Source organism: Bradyrhizobium sp. I71 (assembly GCF_022354745.1).
Classification (GTDB): domain Bacteria; phylum Pseudomonadota; class Alphaproteobacteria; order Rhizobiales; family Xanthobacteraceae; genus Bradyrhizobium; species Bradyrhizobium liaoningense.
In genome coordinates this window covers 1,142,435-1,158,742 of record NZ_CP059398.1, presented here as the reverse complement: position 1 = coordinate 1,158,742, position 16,308 = coordinate 1,142,435, and the positions used below count along the sequence as shown (strand labels likewise).

The window sequence follows — 16,308 nt, the reverse complement described above, 5'->3', positions numbered from 1 at the left end:
AACGCCGCGCGATGCCGCTGCGCGCCGGCGAGTTGATCGCAGCCGCGGAAGGAATGCGCTTCGCACATCCGGGGTGTCCATGCGGACACCAATCCGCTTAACTGTCGCCTGTTCGTTGCGTTCGCGAGGGCGATCTTGCTGTCGACGTCGGTCGAAGTTACCGCTCGTCGGCGATCACCTTGCCGTCGTTAGGCAGCGTGCCGGGACTGACCAGTTCGACGCTTCCGCCGAGTTTCGTCACTGCCCGCAGGCTGGCTGCGATCTCATCACGCAGGGCATCGTTCGCGGCCGCCGCTTCCGCTCGCAGAGTCATCGCGTCGGCCTCGCCCTGGCGTGTGACGACGAGGCGCAATCTTCCGAGTGCGGAATGGCGCTTGCCGATCTCGGCGATCTGCTCGGGCCGGACGAACATGCCCTTGACCTTGGTGGTCTGGTCGGCGCGGCCCATCCAGCCCTTGATGCGCATGTTCGTGCGCCCGCATGGGCTCGTGCCGGGTAAGGCCGCGGTGAGGTCGCCGAGGGCGAGCCGGATCCAGGGATGGTGCGGATCGAGCGAGGTCACGACGATCTCGCCGACGTCGCCCGGCGCAACCGGATCTCCGGTGCCGGGCTTGACGATCTCCAGGATCAGGTCCTCGTTCACGACCATGCCCTCGCGCGCCTCGGTCTCGAACGCGATGAGGCCGAGATCGGCGGTGCCGAAGGCCTGGTAGGCGTCGATGCCGCGCGCCTTGATCTCGGCCTGGAGCGAGGGCGGGAACGCGGCGCCCGAGACCAGCGCGCGCTTGATCGAGGAGATGTCGCGCCCGGAGCTTGCTGCGGCGTCGAGCAGGATCTTCAGGAAATCCGGCGTGCCGCTGTAGCCAACCGGCCGGTAGGCCTCGATCAGCTCGAATTGCTGTTCCGTATTGCCGGGGCCGGCCGGGATGACCGCGCAGCCGAGCGCGCGTGCGGAGGCGTCGAAGATAAAGCCGCCGGGGGTGAGATGGTAGCTGAAGGTATTGAGGACGATATCGTCAGGACGGAACCCGGCCGCGAACAGCGCCCTTGCGCCGCGCCAAGGATCTCCTTGCCGTCCTTCCGGCTCGAAGATCGGGCCGGGGGAGGTGAAGAGGCGGGCGAACGAGCCGGGAGGCCCCGCCACGAGGCCGCCGAAAGGCGCCGAGGCCTTATGCAGGGCGGGCAGCTCCGATTTGCGCAACACCGGCAGGCCCGCCAGGGCCGCCCTGGAGGTCACGGCGGCGGGATCGCAGCCTTTGAGCCGCTCGGCATAGGCCGGAGCGGCCATCGCAGCTCGCAGCACCCCTGGCAGGCGGGAGAACAGGTCGGCCTCGCGCGCTGCCTGTTCACGGGTTTCGCGGGCGTCGTAGTGGGCGGTCATGGCTGTTCTTTCCGTATTGGCATCCGTTGCGCGCCGCCACCAGCATGGGTATCAGACCGCCATTGGTGAGGCCTAGAGAGGACCCGATGGCGGACGAAGGAATCATTGCGGCGGACGAGGCGTCGAACGTCGTCGCGCGCCTGAAGCGCTGCATGATCGACGAGGCGCTGCCGCTGTGGTCGACGGTCGGCTGGGATCAGGCTGCGGGTGGTTTCATCGACCGGCTGCACCGCGACGGCACGGCCGACGCGGCCGCGCCCCGGCGCGTGTTCGTGCAGGCGCGCCAGATCTGGTGCTACGCCAAGGCGGCGCAGATGGGATGGTATCCTGAGGGGCGTGGCATCGCGCTGAAGGGGCTGGAGCATCTGCTGTCCAGAGCGAAGGCGCCCGACGGCCGGCCCGGCTACGTGCACCGGCTGACGCCCGAGGGAGCGGTGCTGGATGCCCGGCGCGATGCCTATGACCACGCCTTCGTCCTCTTTGCGCTCGCGGCCGTCTACGCCCTCGACCAGGATGCGCAGGTCCGTGCCGAGATCGATACACTGCTCGCCTTCCTCGACAGCCATCTGCGCTCGCCGCATGGCGGCGTTCACGAAGGCCTTCCGGTCTCGCTGCCGCGCCGGCAGAACCCGCACATGCATCTGTTCGAGGCGATGATCGCGTGCTTCGAGGCGACCCACGATCTGTCGTTTCAGAACCGCGCCGGAGAATTCTTCGCACTGTTCCTGGCCAACCTCTACGACAAGCAGAAGCGCATCCTGACCGAGTACTTTGAGGAAGACTGGTCGAAGATCGAGCCGGTCAGCGTCGAGCCCGGTCACCAGGCGGAATGGGTCTGGCTGCTGAAGGGTTTCGAGCGCATCACGGGCTGCCCGACCGCGCCGCGGCGTGCCGAACTGCTGTCGACCGCGCTGCGCTATCGCGACGAGGCCACGGGCTGCCTGATCGACGAGGGGGACGACGTCGGCAACATCCGCCGCAGCACGCGCCGGCTGTGGCCGCAGACCGAGATCGCGAAGGCGTGGATCGCGCAAGCCGAGTCCGGCGAGGCGGGGGCGGCGGATGAGGCGCGCGCGGCGCTGGTGCGGCTCGAACGGCATTATCTCAGCCATCCCGTGAAGGGCGGCTGGTACGACCAGTTCGATCGCGACGGCAAATCGCTGATCGACATCATTCCTGCGTCGTCGTTCTATCATGTTCTCTGCGCGGTCACGGAAGCGGAGCAGGTGCTTGAGAGTTGAAGCTCTTTTGTATCGACGCGTTTTCTTCACGCGAACCGGTTCCCGCTTCGCTTGAAAACGCTACAGCCAGCGCTTGCGCCGCTTGAAGCTCTTGAGGTTCTTGAAGCTCTTGCGCTGGTCGCCGGCGCCGCCGAGATAGAATTCCTTGACGTCCTCGTTGTCGCGCAAGTCGTCCGCGCTGCCGTCGAGCACGACCTTGCCCTGTTCCATGATGTAGCCGTGGCTTGCGACCGAGAGCGCAGCGCGCGCGTTCTGCTCGACCAGCAGAATGGTGACGCCGAGGTCGCGGTTGATCTTCTGGATGATCGAGAACACCTCTTTCACCAGCAGCGGCGACAAGCCCATCGAAGGCTCATCCATCAAGATCATCTTGGGGCGCGCCATCAGGGCCCGGCCGATCGCGAGCATCTGCTGCTCACCGCCGGAGAGATAGCCGGCAAGGCCAGTGCGCTCCTTCAGGCGCGGAAAGTAGTTGAAGACCATGTCGAGGTCGGAATCGACCTCGCGGTCCCTGCGGGTGAAGGCGCCGAGCTTGAGGTTCTCCAGCGACGTCATGTCGGCGACGATGCGCCGGCCCTCCATCACCTGGAAGATGCCGCGGCGCACGATCTTGTCGGGGTCGATGCCGTTGATCCGCTCGCCTTCGAACAGGATCTCGCCGCGCGTGACCTCACCGTCTTCGGTCTTGAGCAACCCGGAGATTGCCTTCAGCGTCGTCGACTTGCCGGCGCCGTTGGCGCCCAGGAGCGCCACGATCGCGCCTTTCGGCACGTCGAGGCTGAGGCCGCGCAGCACCAGGATGACGTCGTCGTAGACGACCTCGATGTTGCGCACGGCGAGGAGCGGCGGGGCGGGGACGATGCTGGGGGAGGGACGCTCGATCTGGGCCGTTTCACTCATGATCAGCTACTTTCTCGGTGTCGTCACCCGCGAAGGCGGGTGACCCAGTATTCCAGAGACGCCTGACGTTCCCCGAAAGGCCGCGGCGTACTGGATCCCCCGCCTTCGCGGGGGATGACAGTTCTGGGCTCGGCAAATGCTAGGCTCACCAGCCCAGCAATTCCGGCTTGCGTGGCAGCTCGACGGTCTTGACCTTCTCGAGCTTGATCGTGCCCTTGGCCATGAGATCGTTGAGGTCGCCGTCGGTCGTGCCCGAGATCTTGGTGCGATAGAGATCGACCTTGAGCGTGCCGCGATGGTCCTTCTCGGTCCAGGTCGAGGCATTGCAGACGCCTTCCATCCCGGCCGGCACCCAGTCTTTCTTCTGGTGGAAGCCCTTGGCGACGTTCTCGCCGGTGGCGCCGCCGTTCTTGGCGGCCCACTCGATCGCCTCCTTCATGTAGAGCGACGAGCAGACGGCCGCGACGTAATGCACGGGGCGATAGACCTTGCCGGTGGGATCGGACATCTTCGAGATCTCCATCACCGTCTTCATGCCGGGCGCATCGCCGCCCCAGCTCACCGCGGTGCGCAGCGGGAAGATCACGCCATTGGCCGCATCGCCCGCGGTCTTGGCCGCGTTCTCGTCCATGCCCCAGACGTTGCCGAGGAACTGGATCTCGACGCCGGCGGTCTTGCAGGCCTTCATCACCGAGATGTTGGAGGCGGCGGTGTTGCCGAGATAGGCGTAGTTGGCGCCCGAGGATTTCAGGCTCAGGCACTGTGCGCTGTAGTCACCCGGCGTGAGCGCGAACACCAGCGGCGGAAGCACCTCGAAGCCGAGCTCCTGCGCCATGGCTTCACCGGCGGCCTTCGGCGCGTTCGGATAGGGATGGTTGGCGCCCATGTGCACGAATTTCGGCTTGCCGGGCTTGCCCTTGGCCTTCCAGTCCTCGGCCGCCCACATCAGCATCGCGCGCAGCGCGTCCGAATAGCTCGGGCCATAGAAGAAGTTATAAGGCGCTGGCTTGGCCTTGCCGCTGACCCCTTCGGGATCGGTGAGTGCGGCGGCATAGGAGGCGGACATGTCGGGGATCTTGTCCTGAGCGAGGAAGCCGGTCAGCGCCTCGGTGTCGGCGGTGCCCCAACCCATGATCGCGGCGACCTTGTTGTCGGGCGCCGACCACTTCTTGTAGAGCGCAATCGCGCGTGGCACCTGGTAGCCATAGTCGTTGGTGTCGAGATTGAGCTGCTTGCCGCCGACGCCGCCGTTCTTGTTGACCCAGGCGAAGGTGTCGGCGACGGCCTGGCCAAAGGGCGTGCCGACGTCCGAGGTTCCGCCGGAATAGTCGGCGAGATGCCCGATCGCGATCTGCGCCTGAGCGCTCGCCGAGAATGCGGCGATCGCAAGCACGAGCGATGCGGTGCTCAAAAGGGACTTCGTCGTCATGGGTCGGTTCCTCCTGTTTATTGTTTAAGTGAAGTTGCCCGCGCTCAATGCGAGAACGGGTAGAGTTTCCAATACGCTTTGATCTGCCGCCAACGATGCGCGAGCCCGTCGGGCTCGAACATCAGGAATGCGATGATGATCACCCCGATCGCGATCTCGCGCAGAAAGGTGATGTTGTTGTTGAGCGAGAGTGCCTGGTCGATAGCTCCGCCCTTCAGATGATGGCTCAGCCACTCCATCGATTCCGGCAGCAGCACCACGAAGGCGGTGCCCATCAGCGTGCCCATGATCGAGCCGGTGCCGCCGATGATGATCATCGCGAGGAACAGGATCGAACGCTCGATGCCGAAGCCCTCCTGCGACACCACGAGCTGGTAGTGCGCATAGAGCGCGCCGGCGATGCCGGCGAAGAAGGCGGCAAGCCCGAACGACAGCGTCCGGTACTTGGTGAGGTTGATGCCCATGATTTCGGCGGAGAGATAATGGTCGCGGATCGCCACCAGCGCGCGGCCGTCACGGGTGCGCATCAGATTGGTGACGAGGACGTAGCTCACGAGCACATAGGCCAGCACGACGTAGAAGTACTGCCTGTCGCCGCGCAGCGTATAGCCAAAGATCGAGAAAGGCGCGGCGCTCGCCGGCACCGAGCCGCCGGAGAACCATTCGGCGCGCGAGAAGAAGTCGAGCAGGATGTACTGCGCAGCCAGCGTCGCAATGACGAGGTAAAGACCCTTCAGCCGCGCCGCCGGAATGCCGAAGATCAGCCCGACCAGCGCGGTGACGACGCCGGCGAGCGGGATTGCGAAGAACACCGGGATCGGCGCGTTGTTGGAAATGTAGGCGGAGGTAAATGCGCCGAGCAGGAAGAAGGCGGCATGGCCGATCGAGATCTGGCCGGTGAAGCCGACCAGGATGTTGAGGCCGAGCGCCGCGATCGAGAAGATGCCGATCTGGATCAGGATGCTCAGCCAATAACCGCTGAAGAATTGCGGCGCCAGACACAGCAGAAGCACGCCTGCGATGGCGAAGTTGCGGCTCGTCGCGGTCGGGAAGATTGTGGTGTCGGCCGCGTAGGAGGTGCGGAAATCACCAGCGGGGATAAGGGCAGGGCCGGCCATGGGTCAGATCCGTTCGATGTCGTGGGTGCCGAACAGCCCGTAGGGCTTGATCATCAGCACGATGATGAGGACGTAGAACGGCGCGATCTCGTAGAGATTGCCCCAGTGCAGGTACTCGCTATCGATATATTGCGCGACGTTCTCGAGCAGTCCGATGATGATGCCGCCAAGCACGGCGCCGCCAACTGAATCCAGCCCGCCAAGGATCGCCGCCGGGAACACCTTGATGCCGTAGGCGGCAAGGCCCGAGGACACGCCGTTCACGACTGCGACGACGACGCCGGCGACCGCCGAGACCGTTGCCGAGATCGCCCAGGCCATCGCGAACACGCTCTTGACGGAGATGCCGAGCGACTGCGCAACCTGCTGGTTGAACGCGGTGGCGCGCATCGCCAGGCCGTATTTGGAGGCGCGGAAGAACCAGGCCATGCCGATCATCATCGCGACCGAGACGACGAGGCTCATGACATAGACGGTCTGGATCTGGAGCCCGAACAGGCTGACGGATTGGCTTTCGAACACCCGCGGGAACGGCTGCGGATTGACGCCGAACAGCCACTTCAGCGTCGCCTGCAACACTGTCGACAGGCCGATCGTGACCATGATCACCGAGATGATGGGCTCGCCGATCATCGGACGCAGGATGAGCACCTGGATCGCGATGCCGAACACGAACATGAACACCAGCGTGATCGGCATGCCGATCCAGAACGGCAGCTGGTATTTCGCCAGCAGCGCCCAGCACACCCATGCGCCGACCAGCAGCAGCTCCCCTTGCGCGAAATTGACGACCTGCGTCGCCTTGTAGATCAGCACGAACGACATCGCGACAACGCCATAGAGCGTGCCGACGACGAGGCCGTTGACTAGGAGCTGGATGAGGAAGGCGGTGTTCATGCAATGATGCTCGTTGACAAATTCGGCGCGCCCTTTCCCTCTCCCCCTGTGGGAGAGGGTGGCTTCGCGAAGCGAAGACGGGTGAGGGGTTCTCTCGGCAGCGAAGGCAGGGAGAGAGAACCCCTCACCCGAGTGAGCGTGTGGTTGGCTGCAGAGATGCCCTCTCCCACAAGGGGAGAGGGCGCATCGGCTGGCATCGCGCGCTCGGCCGGAAGGCTCATTCGGCCGCCTCCGCCATGTGCCCATGCACACCCAGATCCACCACACGCAACGTGGTGCGCACCCGCTGCGTGGTGCCGTCCTGGAAGCGGATCATAGTGTCGACGGGAATATCCGCGACGCCGCGGTAGATGGCGTCGATGATGCCTTCGTATTTCTCGTTGATGACGCTGCGGCGGACCTTTCTGGTCCGGGTAAGCTCGCCGTCGTCGGCATCGAGCTCCTTGTAGAGCAGCATGAAGCGCGAGATGCGCTGGGCCGGCGGCAGCGTGGCATTGACGGTCTCGACCTCCTTCTGCAGCAGCGCGTAAACCTCGGGCCGCGAGGCGAGGTCGCTGTAGGTCGTGAACGAGAGCCGGTTCTTTTCCGCCCATTTCGAGATGATGGAATAGCGGATGCAGATCATTGCCGCGAGCGCGTCTCGGCCGGCGCCCAGCACCACGGCCTCCGCGATATAGGGCGAGAACTTCAGCTTGTTCTCGATGAATTGCGGCGAGAAGCGCTCGCCGCGCGAGGTCTCCGCGAGATCCTTGATGCGGTCGATGACGACGAGCTGCTGGTCGGCATTGAAATAGCCGGCATCGCCGGAGCACATCCAGCCGTCCTTGATGTCGGCGACGCTCGCCTCGGGATTCTTGTAGTAGCCGAGGAACATGTTGGGATGCCGCACCACAATCTCACCGACGCCGTGGACGTCGGCATTGTCGATGCGGATCTCGATGCTGTCGGCCATCGGCACGCCGGTCGTATCAGGGTCGACCTTGCCTTGGGGATGCAGTGTATAGGCCCCCAGCAGCTCGGTCTGGCCGTACAGCGTGCGCAGCGGCACGCCCATGGCCTGGAAGAATTTGAAGGTTTCCGGGCCGAGCGCTGCGCCGCCGGTCGCGGCCGACCGCAGGCGGGTGAAGCCGAGGCGGTCGCGCAGCGCGCGGAACAGGATCGCGTCGGCAAAGGCCGAGCGCTTGCCCTGTTCGAGTGCGGCGAGGCCGCTCTTCATGCCGATGTCGAACAGGCTCTGCTTGAAGGGCGTCGCATCCATCACCTTGGCGCGGACGTCGGCAGCGATCGATTCCCAGACACGTGGGGCAAAGAGCACGAAGGTCGGTGCGATCTCGCGCAGATCGTTCATCATGGTGTCGGGCTCTTCGACGAAGTTGATCTTCATCCGGCACAAGAGGCCTTTGCCGAGCACGTAGACCTGCTCCATGATCCAGGGCAGCGGCAGCACCGATACGTATTCGTCATCGGGTCCCTTCGGATCGAAGGCGAGATAGGTCGCGCAATGGCCGAGCACGCGCCCGGCCGCGAGCATCGCGAGTTTCGGATGCGAGGTAGTACCTGACGTCGTGCAGAGGATCGCGACGTCCTCGCCCTTGGTGGCATCGACCAGCCTGTCGTAGAGCTCCGGCTCCCGCGCAGCACGTGCCCGGCCGAGCTCGGCAAACTTCTCCGCCGACATCAGCCTCGGGTCGTCATATTTCCGCATCCCGCGCGGATCGGAATAGATGATGTGCTTCAGCTTGGGCGCGCGCTCGGCAAGGGTGAGAAGCTTGTCGACTTGCTCCTCGTCCTCGGCGAAGACGAGTTGCGCCTCGCCATAGTTGAGGAGATAGGAGGCCTCCTCGTCGAGCACGTCGCGATAGAGCCCGAGGCTCAGTCCACCGATCGCGTGGGTCGCGACTTCCGCCGCGACCCAGTCGGGCCGATTGTCGCCGATGATGCCGATGACATCACCGCGAGCAAGGCCGAGCTCGACCAGGCCGAGCGCGAAATCGCGCACGCGGATCTGGTAGTCGTTCCAGGTGAAAATGCGCCAGAGCCCGAGATCCTTCTCCCGCAAAGCGATCTCGTTGCCGTGCTCCCTGGCATTGAGCCGTAGCATCTTCGGATAAGTGTCGGCCTGCGCGACGCGGCCTGCATAATCCATCATGCCGCGCTCTCCTGCGCCGGAGGAGCATCGTCGGGATCGACCAGCACCTCGTCCTCCTCGCCGAGATAGGCGCGCTTGACGTGGGGATCGGCGAGCACGGTGGCTGGATCGCCTTCGGCGATCTTCTTGCCGAAATCCAGCACCATGACGCGATGGGAGATGTCCATCACCACGCCCATGTCGTGCTCGATCATCACCACCGTCATCCCGAACTCCTCGTTGAGATCGACGATGTAGCGGGCCATGTCCTCCTTCTCCTCGAAGTTCATGCCGGCCATGGGTTCGTCGAGGAGGATGAGACGCGGCTCCAGCGCCATGGCGCGCGCGAGCTCGACACGCTTGCGCAGACCGTAGGAGAGCGTGCCCGCGGTCGCCTTGCGCACCGACTGCAGGTCGAGGAAGTCGATGATCTCCTCGACCTTGCGGCGGTGCTCGAGCTCTTCCTTACGCGCGCCGGTGAGCCAATACAGCGAGCCCGTGAGAAAGTTGTTCTTCAGGAGGTGATGGCGGCCGACCATGATGTTGTCGAGCACGCTCATATGGTGGAACAGCGCCAGGTTCTGGAAGGTGCGGCCGATGCCGAGCGAGGCGCGGGCATTCGGCGTCAAACCGGTGATGTCGCGGCCCTGGTAGAAGAGCTGGCCTTCGGTCGGCTTGTAGCGGCCGGAAATACAGTTCACGATCGAGGTCTTGCCGGCGCCGTTGGGGCCGATGATCGAGAACAGCTCGCCCTCCCTAATGGCGAAGCCGACGTCGGTCAGCGCTCGAACACCGCCGAATCGCAAGGAGACGCCGCGCACTTCAAGACTGGTAGCCACCAAACGAATCCCTCCCGGTCATGGCGCATTTCAGCGGCGCTCTTCGTCCGTTCTGTCGAGCGATCCTAGTACGGCGGTGACGGTGAGGCCATGCAGCAGATGGTCTCGACCGGAGCCGCGTACTCTCGTTCCCGTTTGGGATCGAAAGCCGTATCGCCCGAGGTGGTCCTCAATAGGGGAAAGCGCTATTTTGAAATGTCTCCCGGCTGACAATTCTGCGACAAAGTTTGCCGGACGGCAGCGGCGTTCATCTTTGGTCGAATGGCGGTCGATACCATCATGTTGCAATGCAGCAGAAAGCGGAGTGACGAAATCGTGCGGCTGGCCGCCAGATCATGATTTCAGAAGATCATCTGAAGCGCGTCGCCGCCTGGTCGCGCGAGCTCACGCAAGCCGAGATCGAGGTCGCGCGTGCCGGAATCACGGAGCGGTCCTACGGCACCGGCGAGACCGTGTTCATGCGCGGCGATATCTTTGCCTATTGGGCCGGCATGGTGAGCGGCCTTGCCCGCATGGGCGGGGTCTCGCGGGACGGCAAGGAGACCAGCCTTGCCGGGCTGACGGCAGGGGCCTGGTTCGGCGAGGGCAGCGTGCTGAAGAACGAGCTGCGCCGCTATGACGTGGTCGCGCTCCGCGACAGCCGCGTCGCACTGATGGAGCGCAGCGCATTCATGTGGCTGTTCGAGAACAGCGTCGGCTTCAACCGCTTTCTGGTGCGCCAACTCAACGAGCGGCTCGGCCAGTTCATCGGCATGCTCGAGGTCAACCGCACGCTGGATGCCACCGCGCGCCTCGCCCGCAGCATTGCTTCGCTGTTCAACCCGATCCTCTATCCCGAATCGACCACGCATCTGGAGATCACGCAGGAGGAGATCGGGGCGCTTTCCGGCATGTCCCGCCAGAACGCCAACCGCGCGCTGAACCGGCTGGAGAAAGAAGGGCTGCTGCGGCTGGAATATGGCGGCGTCACCATCCTCGATATCGAGCGGCTGCGCGGGTACGGGGATTAGGGCGGATATTCGTCACCGCGCGTTGGCGGGGGCATGGGCCGGCCAAAGGTCGGCGCGCCAACGCACCGCGATCGCCAGCATCGCGAAGAAGCCCGCAGCGGCATAGAGCGAGCCCGTCGCGGAATAGCCGATGACGTCGATCAGGCCGCCGGCTGCGAGCAGTCCGATCGGCAAGCCATAGATGACCATCATGCGCACGCCCATGACGCGGCCTCGCAGATGTGCGCTCGCGGTGCGCATCAGAATGACGGCGGCCGAGATCATCGACATGCTCTGGGCGACGCCGGCGAGCACGAGGCAGGCCATCGCCACCGGCATGGTCCTGACCTCGACGAAGACCAGCAGCATGGCGTACCAGGCCAGCGTCGCGCCGATCAGAAGCCGGGCAATGCGCACGCCACTGACCAGGCTGAGCGTGATGGAGCCGATCAGCGAGCCGACGGCGAAGCTCGCCGAGAGATAACCGAGGCCGGTCTGGTCAGTGTGAAAGATCTCCCGCGCGATGTAGGGCAACAATCCGCCCGTGAAGGGAAATGCGGTGAGATTGGCCAGGAAGGCGACGCACAGCGCCGCGCGCATTCCCGGGCCATTCCAGGCATAGACGATGCCTTCCTTCAGATCGCCCAGCAACCTCGAAACCGCGTGGCCGTTCGCCGGGAGATTGCTCGTGGTGACCGACCTTTCCGGCCGTGTCAGGCAGAGCATCAGAAGCGCAGCCACGAGGTAGAGCCCGGCAATCGCCACATACACGAGCCCAATGCCAAGGACGGCGAACAGCCCGGCGCCAGTCAACGCCCCGGCGATGCGGGCGCTGTCCTGGGTCGTGCGCGCAACGCTGATGGCGCCGACCAGCTGCCCGGCCGGCATGATCTCGGCAAGCAGTGCGCCCCGGACGCCGAGATCCGAAGGGCGGATCAGGCCCATGATCGCGACGATGATCATGACGCTCAGCGGCGACAGGTGACCGGTCAGCGCCAGGACCATGATGGTCGACGACAGCGCCGTATAGGCAAGACGCATTGCGACCAGGAGATCGCGATGGCCCATGCGGTCGCCGATCATGCCGAACACGGGCGCGACCAGTGTTCCGACGAACTGGAGTGAAGCAAGCACGGTGAGCAGCAGCACCGAGCCGGTTTCGACAATGATGTACCAGCCGAGCACCAGCGTCTCGACCTCGAAGGCCCAGGAGGTGAGCAGGTCGGACGGCCACTGGAAACGATAATTGCGGATGCGGAATGGCGCGAGCGCCGAAGGTCGTGCGGTGACGCTCACGACGCGATGACGCGTATCACGGCGATTCCCTTGCCCTTGTTGTTTCTTCTTGCGGTCGGGCAAGCTAGCGCCGGCGATGCTTGTGTCAATCGCAGCCGCCGCAGGCCGCCCCCGCGTTCGGCTCTTAGCTCGCCGCGGCTCTCGGCTTCCGCTCCGCCAGCGCCGCGGTCATCGCCGAGATCAGCGGACGCATGAAATAGGCTTCGTCCGCCGGCGAGACGTCCGTGCGCAGACCGTGCGCGGCGAGTTCACCGGAGACCGCCGGCCCCACCGAGGCGATCAACGTCCGTTCGAGGCCTGTACGCAGTTTCGCTTCGGCACCATGCGCCTTCGCCGCCTCGATCAGGCGGCGGACTTGGCCGAGATTGGTCAGCGCGATGGAATCGATCCGCCCCTCGGCCATGTCGTCGATGGCGGCGACGATGTTCGCATCCGCCGCCTTGGAGTCGTAGACATAGGGCAGCACGCTATCGACGGCGGCGCCTTGCGCGGCAAGCGCGCCGGTCAGGGCGCTGTGGTCCTTGTCCGGATAGAGCTGGAGACCGAGGCGTCGTCCTTTCAGGTCGAGCCTGGCCAGCATCTCGATCACGCCCTCGGTGGTCGGCTTCTCCGTGGTCTGCTGCGCCTCGAGACCGATCTCGCGCAGCGCCCTGCCGGGCTTCGGGCCCCGGGTGAATTTTCGCGCCTTGGCAAGTGCCGCGACGAGGGCGGTGTCGAGCCCGCGGGCGCCGGCGAGCTTCATGATCCGACGCAGCCCTTCGCCCGTCATCAGCACGAGATCGTCGAAGGGCTGGTCGATGGCGCGGCGGATCCAGGCCTCCACCGGAGCCGGGTCCGGCGCATCATGGATGGTGAACATCGGGCATTGCACGACCTCGGCGCCTTGCTCGACCAGAAGCTTCGAAAACTGCGCCTCCTCCCGCGTTTCCAGAATTAAGATGCGGTAGCCGTTCAAGCGGTCGGCCATGGGTGTGCTCCGATCATGGGTTGCAATCGTCCGTTCATCCTGACTCTGCGCCCGGGATTGGCGCAAGGGCGGGGTCGGTGCTAGAGCAGGGCGCAAATCGCGGATAGTTCCGCTGCACAAACCTTCATCAAGAGCCAAGCCCGTCATCAACATGCCCGACCATCAATATGTCCTGACCCTGTCCTGTCCGGATCGCCCCGGCATCGTCTCGGCGGTGTCGACGTTCCTTGCCCACAACGGACAGAACATCCTCGATGCCCAGCAGTTCGACGACGTCGAGACCAGGAAATTCTTCATGCGCGTGGTGTTCACCGCGGCCGATCTCGCCGTGGAACTGTCGGCGCTGCAGACCGGCTTTGCCGCGATCGCCGAGCGTTTCGGCATGGAGTGGCAGATGCGCGACCGCGCCGCGCATCGCAAGGTGATGCTGCTGGTGTCGAAGTCCGACCACTGCCTGGTCGACATCCTCTATCGCTGGCGCACCGGCGAATTGCCGATGATTCCGACCGCGATCGTCTCCAACCATCCGCGCGAAGTCTATTCCGGGCTCGATTTCGGCGGCATCCCGTTCCACCATCTGCCTGTGACCAAGGAGACCAAGCGCGAGCAGGAAGCGCAGATCATGGACCTCGTCGGCAAGACGAAGACCGATCTGGTGGTGCTCGCCCGCTACATGCAGATTCTGTCGGACGATCTCTCGGCAAAGCTGTCGGGGCGCTGCATCAACATCCACCACTCGTTCCTGCCGGGCTTCAAGGGCGCCAAGCCCTATCACCAGGCGCATGAGCGCGGCGTCAAGCTGATCGGCGCCACCGCGCATTACGTCACGCGCGACCTCGACGAGGGCCCGATCATCGATCAGGACGTCGAGCGCATCAGCCATCGCGACACGCCGGAAGATCTGGTCCGGAAGGGCCGGGACATCGAGCGCCGCGTGCTGGCACGGGCCATCCGCTACCATCTCGACGATCGCGTCATCCTCAACGGCCGCAAGACGGTGGTGTTCGTGGATTAGCGAATGGGGAGTGGCGAGTAGGGAATGGAAGAGGGATATATTCGCCACTCCCTGTCCGCCATTCGCTCCGTTAGCGCACCGGGCTCCCCGATGTCGTCCCCGCTGCACCCTTCTGCGCCTGCTCTTCCTTCTCGCGATCCGCTGCCGGCACCAGGCGCTTGCGTTCGCGTTCCTTCATGTAGGCGTCGTATTGCGGCGTGCCCGGTCGCGGCGGAGCATCGGCGGGCAGGCCGCCGGCCCATTGCGGGACGTAGTCGCCCATGCCGGCGGAGAGTTTTTCGTTGACCGTCCCGCAGCCGGACAGCCCCGCGGCGAGCGCAACGAGGACGAGGGCGGAACGAAGAGTCTTGGGCATGGTGTGCGCGTTCGGTGATTGGACGCCAGTTCGGGCCGGCAGGAAGAAGCGTAGCCTTCAACAAGGTAAAATAGACTTATTCGAGGTAGGTAATTTATTACCGAGTTGCGCCTGAGTGAGGCGCGTGGATGTACAGATTCTGCAAAAGAAAGGCGAAATCCTCCATGCACGCGATCCATCGCATTTCTAGACTTGGTGCGAGCCTCGCGACAACATGGCTTGGTCCGCGGGCAGGGGTTTTCGTTGACAAGTCCATTTTCTTTGTACATTCGTACAAATGAAGGCGGTCACGAGCGGGTTGCTCGAGCTGCTCCGACGCAATCGTAGCACCGCGTCCGGTCGACCGGTCTTCGGAACACTCGGGTCGCGCCGAAGGGCCGCCGAACGTCCGATTGACAAGTAGGGCGCGAAAGACGCCCATGTGGCGCCGAGAGCGCTCGCGCGCGGTCCAAGATCAAAGGCAAGGGCCGGGCACTCGGTCCAGGACACAAGAGTCAGGAATGAAGGGGAGGGACATCTGATGTTCGAACGCAAACAACTGTCGCACAAGGCGACTTGGGCCGCCGCCGTTGCGGCCATTGCAGGCCTTGCCGGCCTCGCGCCTGCGAAGGCCCAGGACACCGTCAAGATCGGTCTGATCCTGCCGATGACCGGCGGCCAGGCCTCGACCGGCAAGCAGATCGAGAACGCGATCAAGCTCTACATGCAGCAGAAGGGCGATACCGTCGCCGGCAAGAAGATCGAGATCATCGTCAAGGACGATGCTGCGATCCCGGACAAGACCAAGACCGCCGCGCAGGAGCTGATCGTCAACGACAAGGTCAACTTCATTGCCGGCTTCGGCGTGACGCCGGCCGCGCTTGCCGCCGCGCCGCTCGCCACGCAGGCCAAGATTCCGGAGATCGTGATGGCAGCCGGCACTTCCATCATCACCGAGCGCTCGCCCTATATCGTGCGCACGAGCTTCACGCTGGCGCAGTCCTCGACCATCATCGGCGACTGGGCGGTGAAGAACGGCATCAAGAAGGTCGCGACGCTGACTTCGGACTACGCGCCGGGCAATGACGCGCTCAACTTCTTCAAGCAGCATTTCACGGCCGGCGGCGGCGAGGTGGTCGAAGAGGTCAAGGTGCCGCTGCAAAATCCTGACTTCGCGCCGTTCCTCCAGCGCATGAAGGACGCCAAGCCCGACGCGATTTTCGTGTTCGTGCCGGCGGGCCAGGGCGGCAACTTCATGAAGCAGTATGCCGAGCGCGGCCTCGACAAGGCCGGCATCAAGGTGATCGGGCCCGGCGACGTCACCGACGACGACCTGCTCAACAACATGGGCGATGCCGTGCTCGGCACCGTCACCGCGCACCTCTATTCTGCGGCGCATCCCTCGCAGATGAACAAGGATTTCGTCGCAGCCTACAAGAAGGCCTTCGGCAACCGTCCCGGCTTCATGGCCGTGGGCGGCTATGACGGCATCCATCTGATCTACGAGGCGCTGAAGAAGACCGGTGGCGATACCAACGGCGACAAGCTGATCGAAGCCATGAAGGGCCAGAAGTGGGAGAGCCCGCGCGGCCCGATCTCGATCGATCCCGAGACCCGTGACATCGTGCAGAACATCTACATCCGCAAGGTCGAGAAGGTCGACGGCGAACTCTACAACGTCGAGTTCGCGACCTTCGAAGCCGTCAAGGACCTCGGCAAGACCAAGAAGTGACGCGCTCCAAACCTCTCCCGCTTGCGGGAGAGGTCGGCGCGA

General features: G+C 64.3%; 14 protein-coding genes. 4 read left to right on the top strand and 10 right to left on the bottom strand.

Annotated elements, in window-relative coordinates; genetic code table 11:
* Nucleotides 1-157 precede the first annotated feature (157 nt).
* Nucleotides 158-1,381, bottom strand: coding sequence for an AMP-binding protein (locus FJV43_RS05735; protein ID WP_239625282.1), 1,224 nt, complete (start codon nt 1,379-1,381; stop codon nt 158-160).
* Nucleotides 1,382-1,467: 86 nt separating this feature from the next.
* Between FJV43_RS05735 and FJV43_RS05730 the strand changes: the two genes are divergently transcribed.
* Nucleotides 1,468-2,622 carry an AGE family epimerase/isomerase gene (locus FJV43_RS05730; protein WP_239625280.1) on the top strand — a complete coding sequence of 385 codons (1,155 nt, stop codon included), beginning with the start codon at nt 1,468-1,470 and terminating at the stop codon, nt 2,620-2,622.
* A 60-nt stretch (nt 2,623-2,682) separates the two neighbouring features.
* On the opposite strand, the gene FJV43_RS05725 is transcribed toward FJV43_RS05730, so the two are convergent.
* From FJV43_RS05725 to FJV43_RS05700, 6 genes are all read right to left on the bottom strand, one after another.
* Nucleotides 2,683-3,522 (bottom strand): ABC transporter ATP-binding protein, encoded by an 840-nt coding sequence (locus FJV43_RS05725; protein ID WP_239625278.1) that lies wholly within the window; start codon nt 3,520-3,522, stop codon nt 2,683-2,685.
* Between the two features lie 145 nt (nt 3,523-3,667).
* Nucleotides 3,668-4,951, bottom strand: coding sequence for an ABC transporter substrate-binding protein (locus FJV43_RS05720; protein WP_239625276.1), 1,284 nt, complete (start codon nt 4,949-4,951; stop codon nt 3,668-3,670).
* A gap of 44 nt (nt 4,952-4,995) precedes the next feature.
* Entirely contained in the window at nt 4,996-6,069 is a 1,074-nt protein-coding gene (locus FJV43_RS05715) for a branched-chain amino acid ABC transporter permease (RefSeq protein ID WP_126255744.1), read from the bottom strand.
* Nucleotides 6,070-6,072: 3 nt separating this feature from the next.
* The gene (locus FJV43_RS05710) at nt 6,073-6,966 is read right to left on the bottom strand and encodes a branched-chain amino acid ABC transporter permease (protein ID WP_239625274.1); all 894 of its coding nucleotides are present in this window, start codon (nt 6,964-6,966) and stop codon (nt 6,073-6,075) included.
* Between the two features lie 217 nt (nt 6,967-7,183).
* Nucleotides 7,184-9,115: a long-chain fatty acid--CoA ligase gene (locus FJV43_RS05705; RefSeq protein ID WP_239625273.1), complete on the bottom strand. Its 1,932-nt coding sequence runs from the start codon at nt 9,113-9,115 to the stop codon at nt 7,184-7,186.
* Nucleotides 9,112-9,933, bottom strand: a complete 822-nt coding sequence (locus tag FJV43_RS05700; RefSeq protein ID WP_035674435.1) for an ABC transporter ATP-binding protein — start codon at nt 9,931-9,933, stop codon at nt 9,112-9,114. Before FJV43_RS05700 ends, FJV43_RS05705 begins: the two co-directional genes overlap by 4 nt.
* 335 nt (nt 9,934-10,268) lie before the next feature.
* Between FJV43_RS05700 and FJV43_RS05695 the strand changes: the two genes are divergently transcribed.
* Nucleotides 10,269-10,943: a Crp/Fnr family transcriptional regulator gene (locus FJV43_RS05695; protein ID WP_239625271.1), complete on the top strand. Its 675-nt coding sequence runs from the start codon at nt 10,269-10,271 to the stop codon at nt 10,941-10,943.
* A gap of 12 nt (nt 10,944-10,955) precedes the next feature.
* On the opposite strand, the gene FJV43_RS05690 is transcribed toward FJV43_RS05695, so the two are convergent.
* Entirely contained in the window at nt 10,956-12,218 is a 1,263-nt protein-coding gene (locus FJV43_RS05690; RefSeq protein ID WP_239625269.1) for an MFS transporter, read from the bottom strand.
* Between the two features lie 124 nt (nt 12,219-12,342).
* Nucleotides 12,343-13,185 carry a uroporphyrinogen-III synthase gene (locus FJV43_RS05685; RefSeq protein ID WP_239625267.1) on the bottom strand — a complete coding sequence of 281 codons (843 nt, stop codon included), beginning with the start codon at nt 13,183-13,185 and terminating at the stop codon, nt 12,343-12,345.
* 151 nt (nt 13,186-13,336) lie between these two features.
* Between FJV43_RS05685 and purU the strand changes: the two genes are divergently transcribed.
* The gene (gene purU / locus FJV43_RS05680; RefSeq protein WP_239625265.1) at nt 13,337-14,200 is read left to right on the top strand and encodes a formyltetrahydrofolate deformylase; all 864 of its coding nucleotides are present in this window, start codon (nt 13,337-13,339) and stop codon (nt 14,198-14,200) included.
* A 70-nt stretch (nt 14,201-14,270) separates the two neighbouring features.
* Here the strand turns inward: purU and FJV43_RS05675 are convergent, their stop codons facing one another.
* Nucleotides 14,271-14,555 (bottom strand): hypothetical protein, encoded by a 285-nt coding sequence (locus FJV43_RS05675; protein ID WP_239625263.1) that lies wholly within the window; start codon nt 14,553-14,555, stop codon nt 14,271-14,273.
* A 520-nt stretch (nt 14,556-15,075) separates the two neighbouring features.
* Here FJV43_RS05675 and FJV43_RS05670 point away from each other — a divergent pair.
* A complete protein-coding gene (locus tag FJV43_RS05670; RefSeq protein ID WP_239625261.1) occupies nt 15,076-16,266 on the top strand; it encodes an ABC transporter substrate-binding protein in 1,191 nt (396 codons plus the stop codon).
* The last annotated feature ends 42 nt before the right edge of the window (nt 16,267-16,308 follow it).

What these genes read in the sequence shown, in the direction of transcription:
- FJV43_RS05735 (WP_239625282.1), bottom strand. Translation starts at nt 1,381, where the DNA reads ATGACCGCCCACTACGACGCCCGCGAAACCCGTGAACAGGCAGCGCGC.
- FJV43_RS05730 (WP_239625280.1), top strand. Translation starts at nt 1,468, where the DNA reads ATGGCGGACGAAGGAATCATTGCGGCGGACGAGGCGTCGAACGTCGTC.
- FJV43_RS05725 (WP_239625278.1), bottom strand. Translation starts at nt 3,522, where the DNA reads ATGAGTGAAACGGCCCAGATCGAGCGTCCCTCCCCCAGCATCGTCCCC.
- FJV43_RS05720 (WP_239625276.1), bottom strand. Translation starts at nt 4,951, where the DNA reads ATGACGACGAAGTCCCTTTTGAGCACCGCATCGCTCGTGCTTGCGATC.
- FJV43_RS05715 (WP_126255744.1), bottom strand. Translation starts at nt 6,069, where the DNA reads ATGGCCGGCCCTGCCCTTATCCCCGCTGGTGATTTCCGCACCTCCTAC.
- FJV43_RS05710 (WP_239625274.1), bottom strand. Translation starts at nt 6,966, where the DNA reads ATGAACACCGCCTTCCTCATCCAGCTCCTAGTCAACGGCCTCGTCGTC.
- FJV43_RS05705 (WP_239625273.1), bottom strand. Translation starts at nt 9,115, where the DNA reads ATGATGGATTATGCAGGCCGCGTCGCGCAGGCCGACACTTATCCGAAG.
- FJV43_RS05695 (WP_239625271.1), top strand. Translation starts at nt 10,269, where the DNA reads ATGATTTCAGAAGATCATCTGAAGCGCGTCGCCGCCTGGTCGCGCGAG.
- FJV43_RS05685 (WP_239625267.1), bottom strand. Translation starts at nt 13,185, where the DNA reads ATGGCCGACCGCTTGAACGGCTACCGCATCTTAATTCTGGAAACGCGG.
- purU (WP_239625265.1), top strand. Translation starts at nt 13,337, where the DNA reads ATGCCCGACCATCAATATGTCCTGACCCTGTCCTGTCCGGATCGCCCC.
- FJV43_RS05675 (WP_239625263.1), bottom strand. Translation starts at nt 14,555, where the DNA reads ATGCCCAAGACTCTTCGTTCCGCCCTCGTCCTCGTTGCGCTCGCCGCG.
- FJV43_RS05670 (WP_239625261.1), top strand. Translation starts at nt 15,076, where the DNA reads ATGTTCGAACGCAAACAACTGTCGCACAAGGCGACTTGGGCCGCCGCC.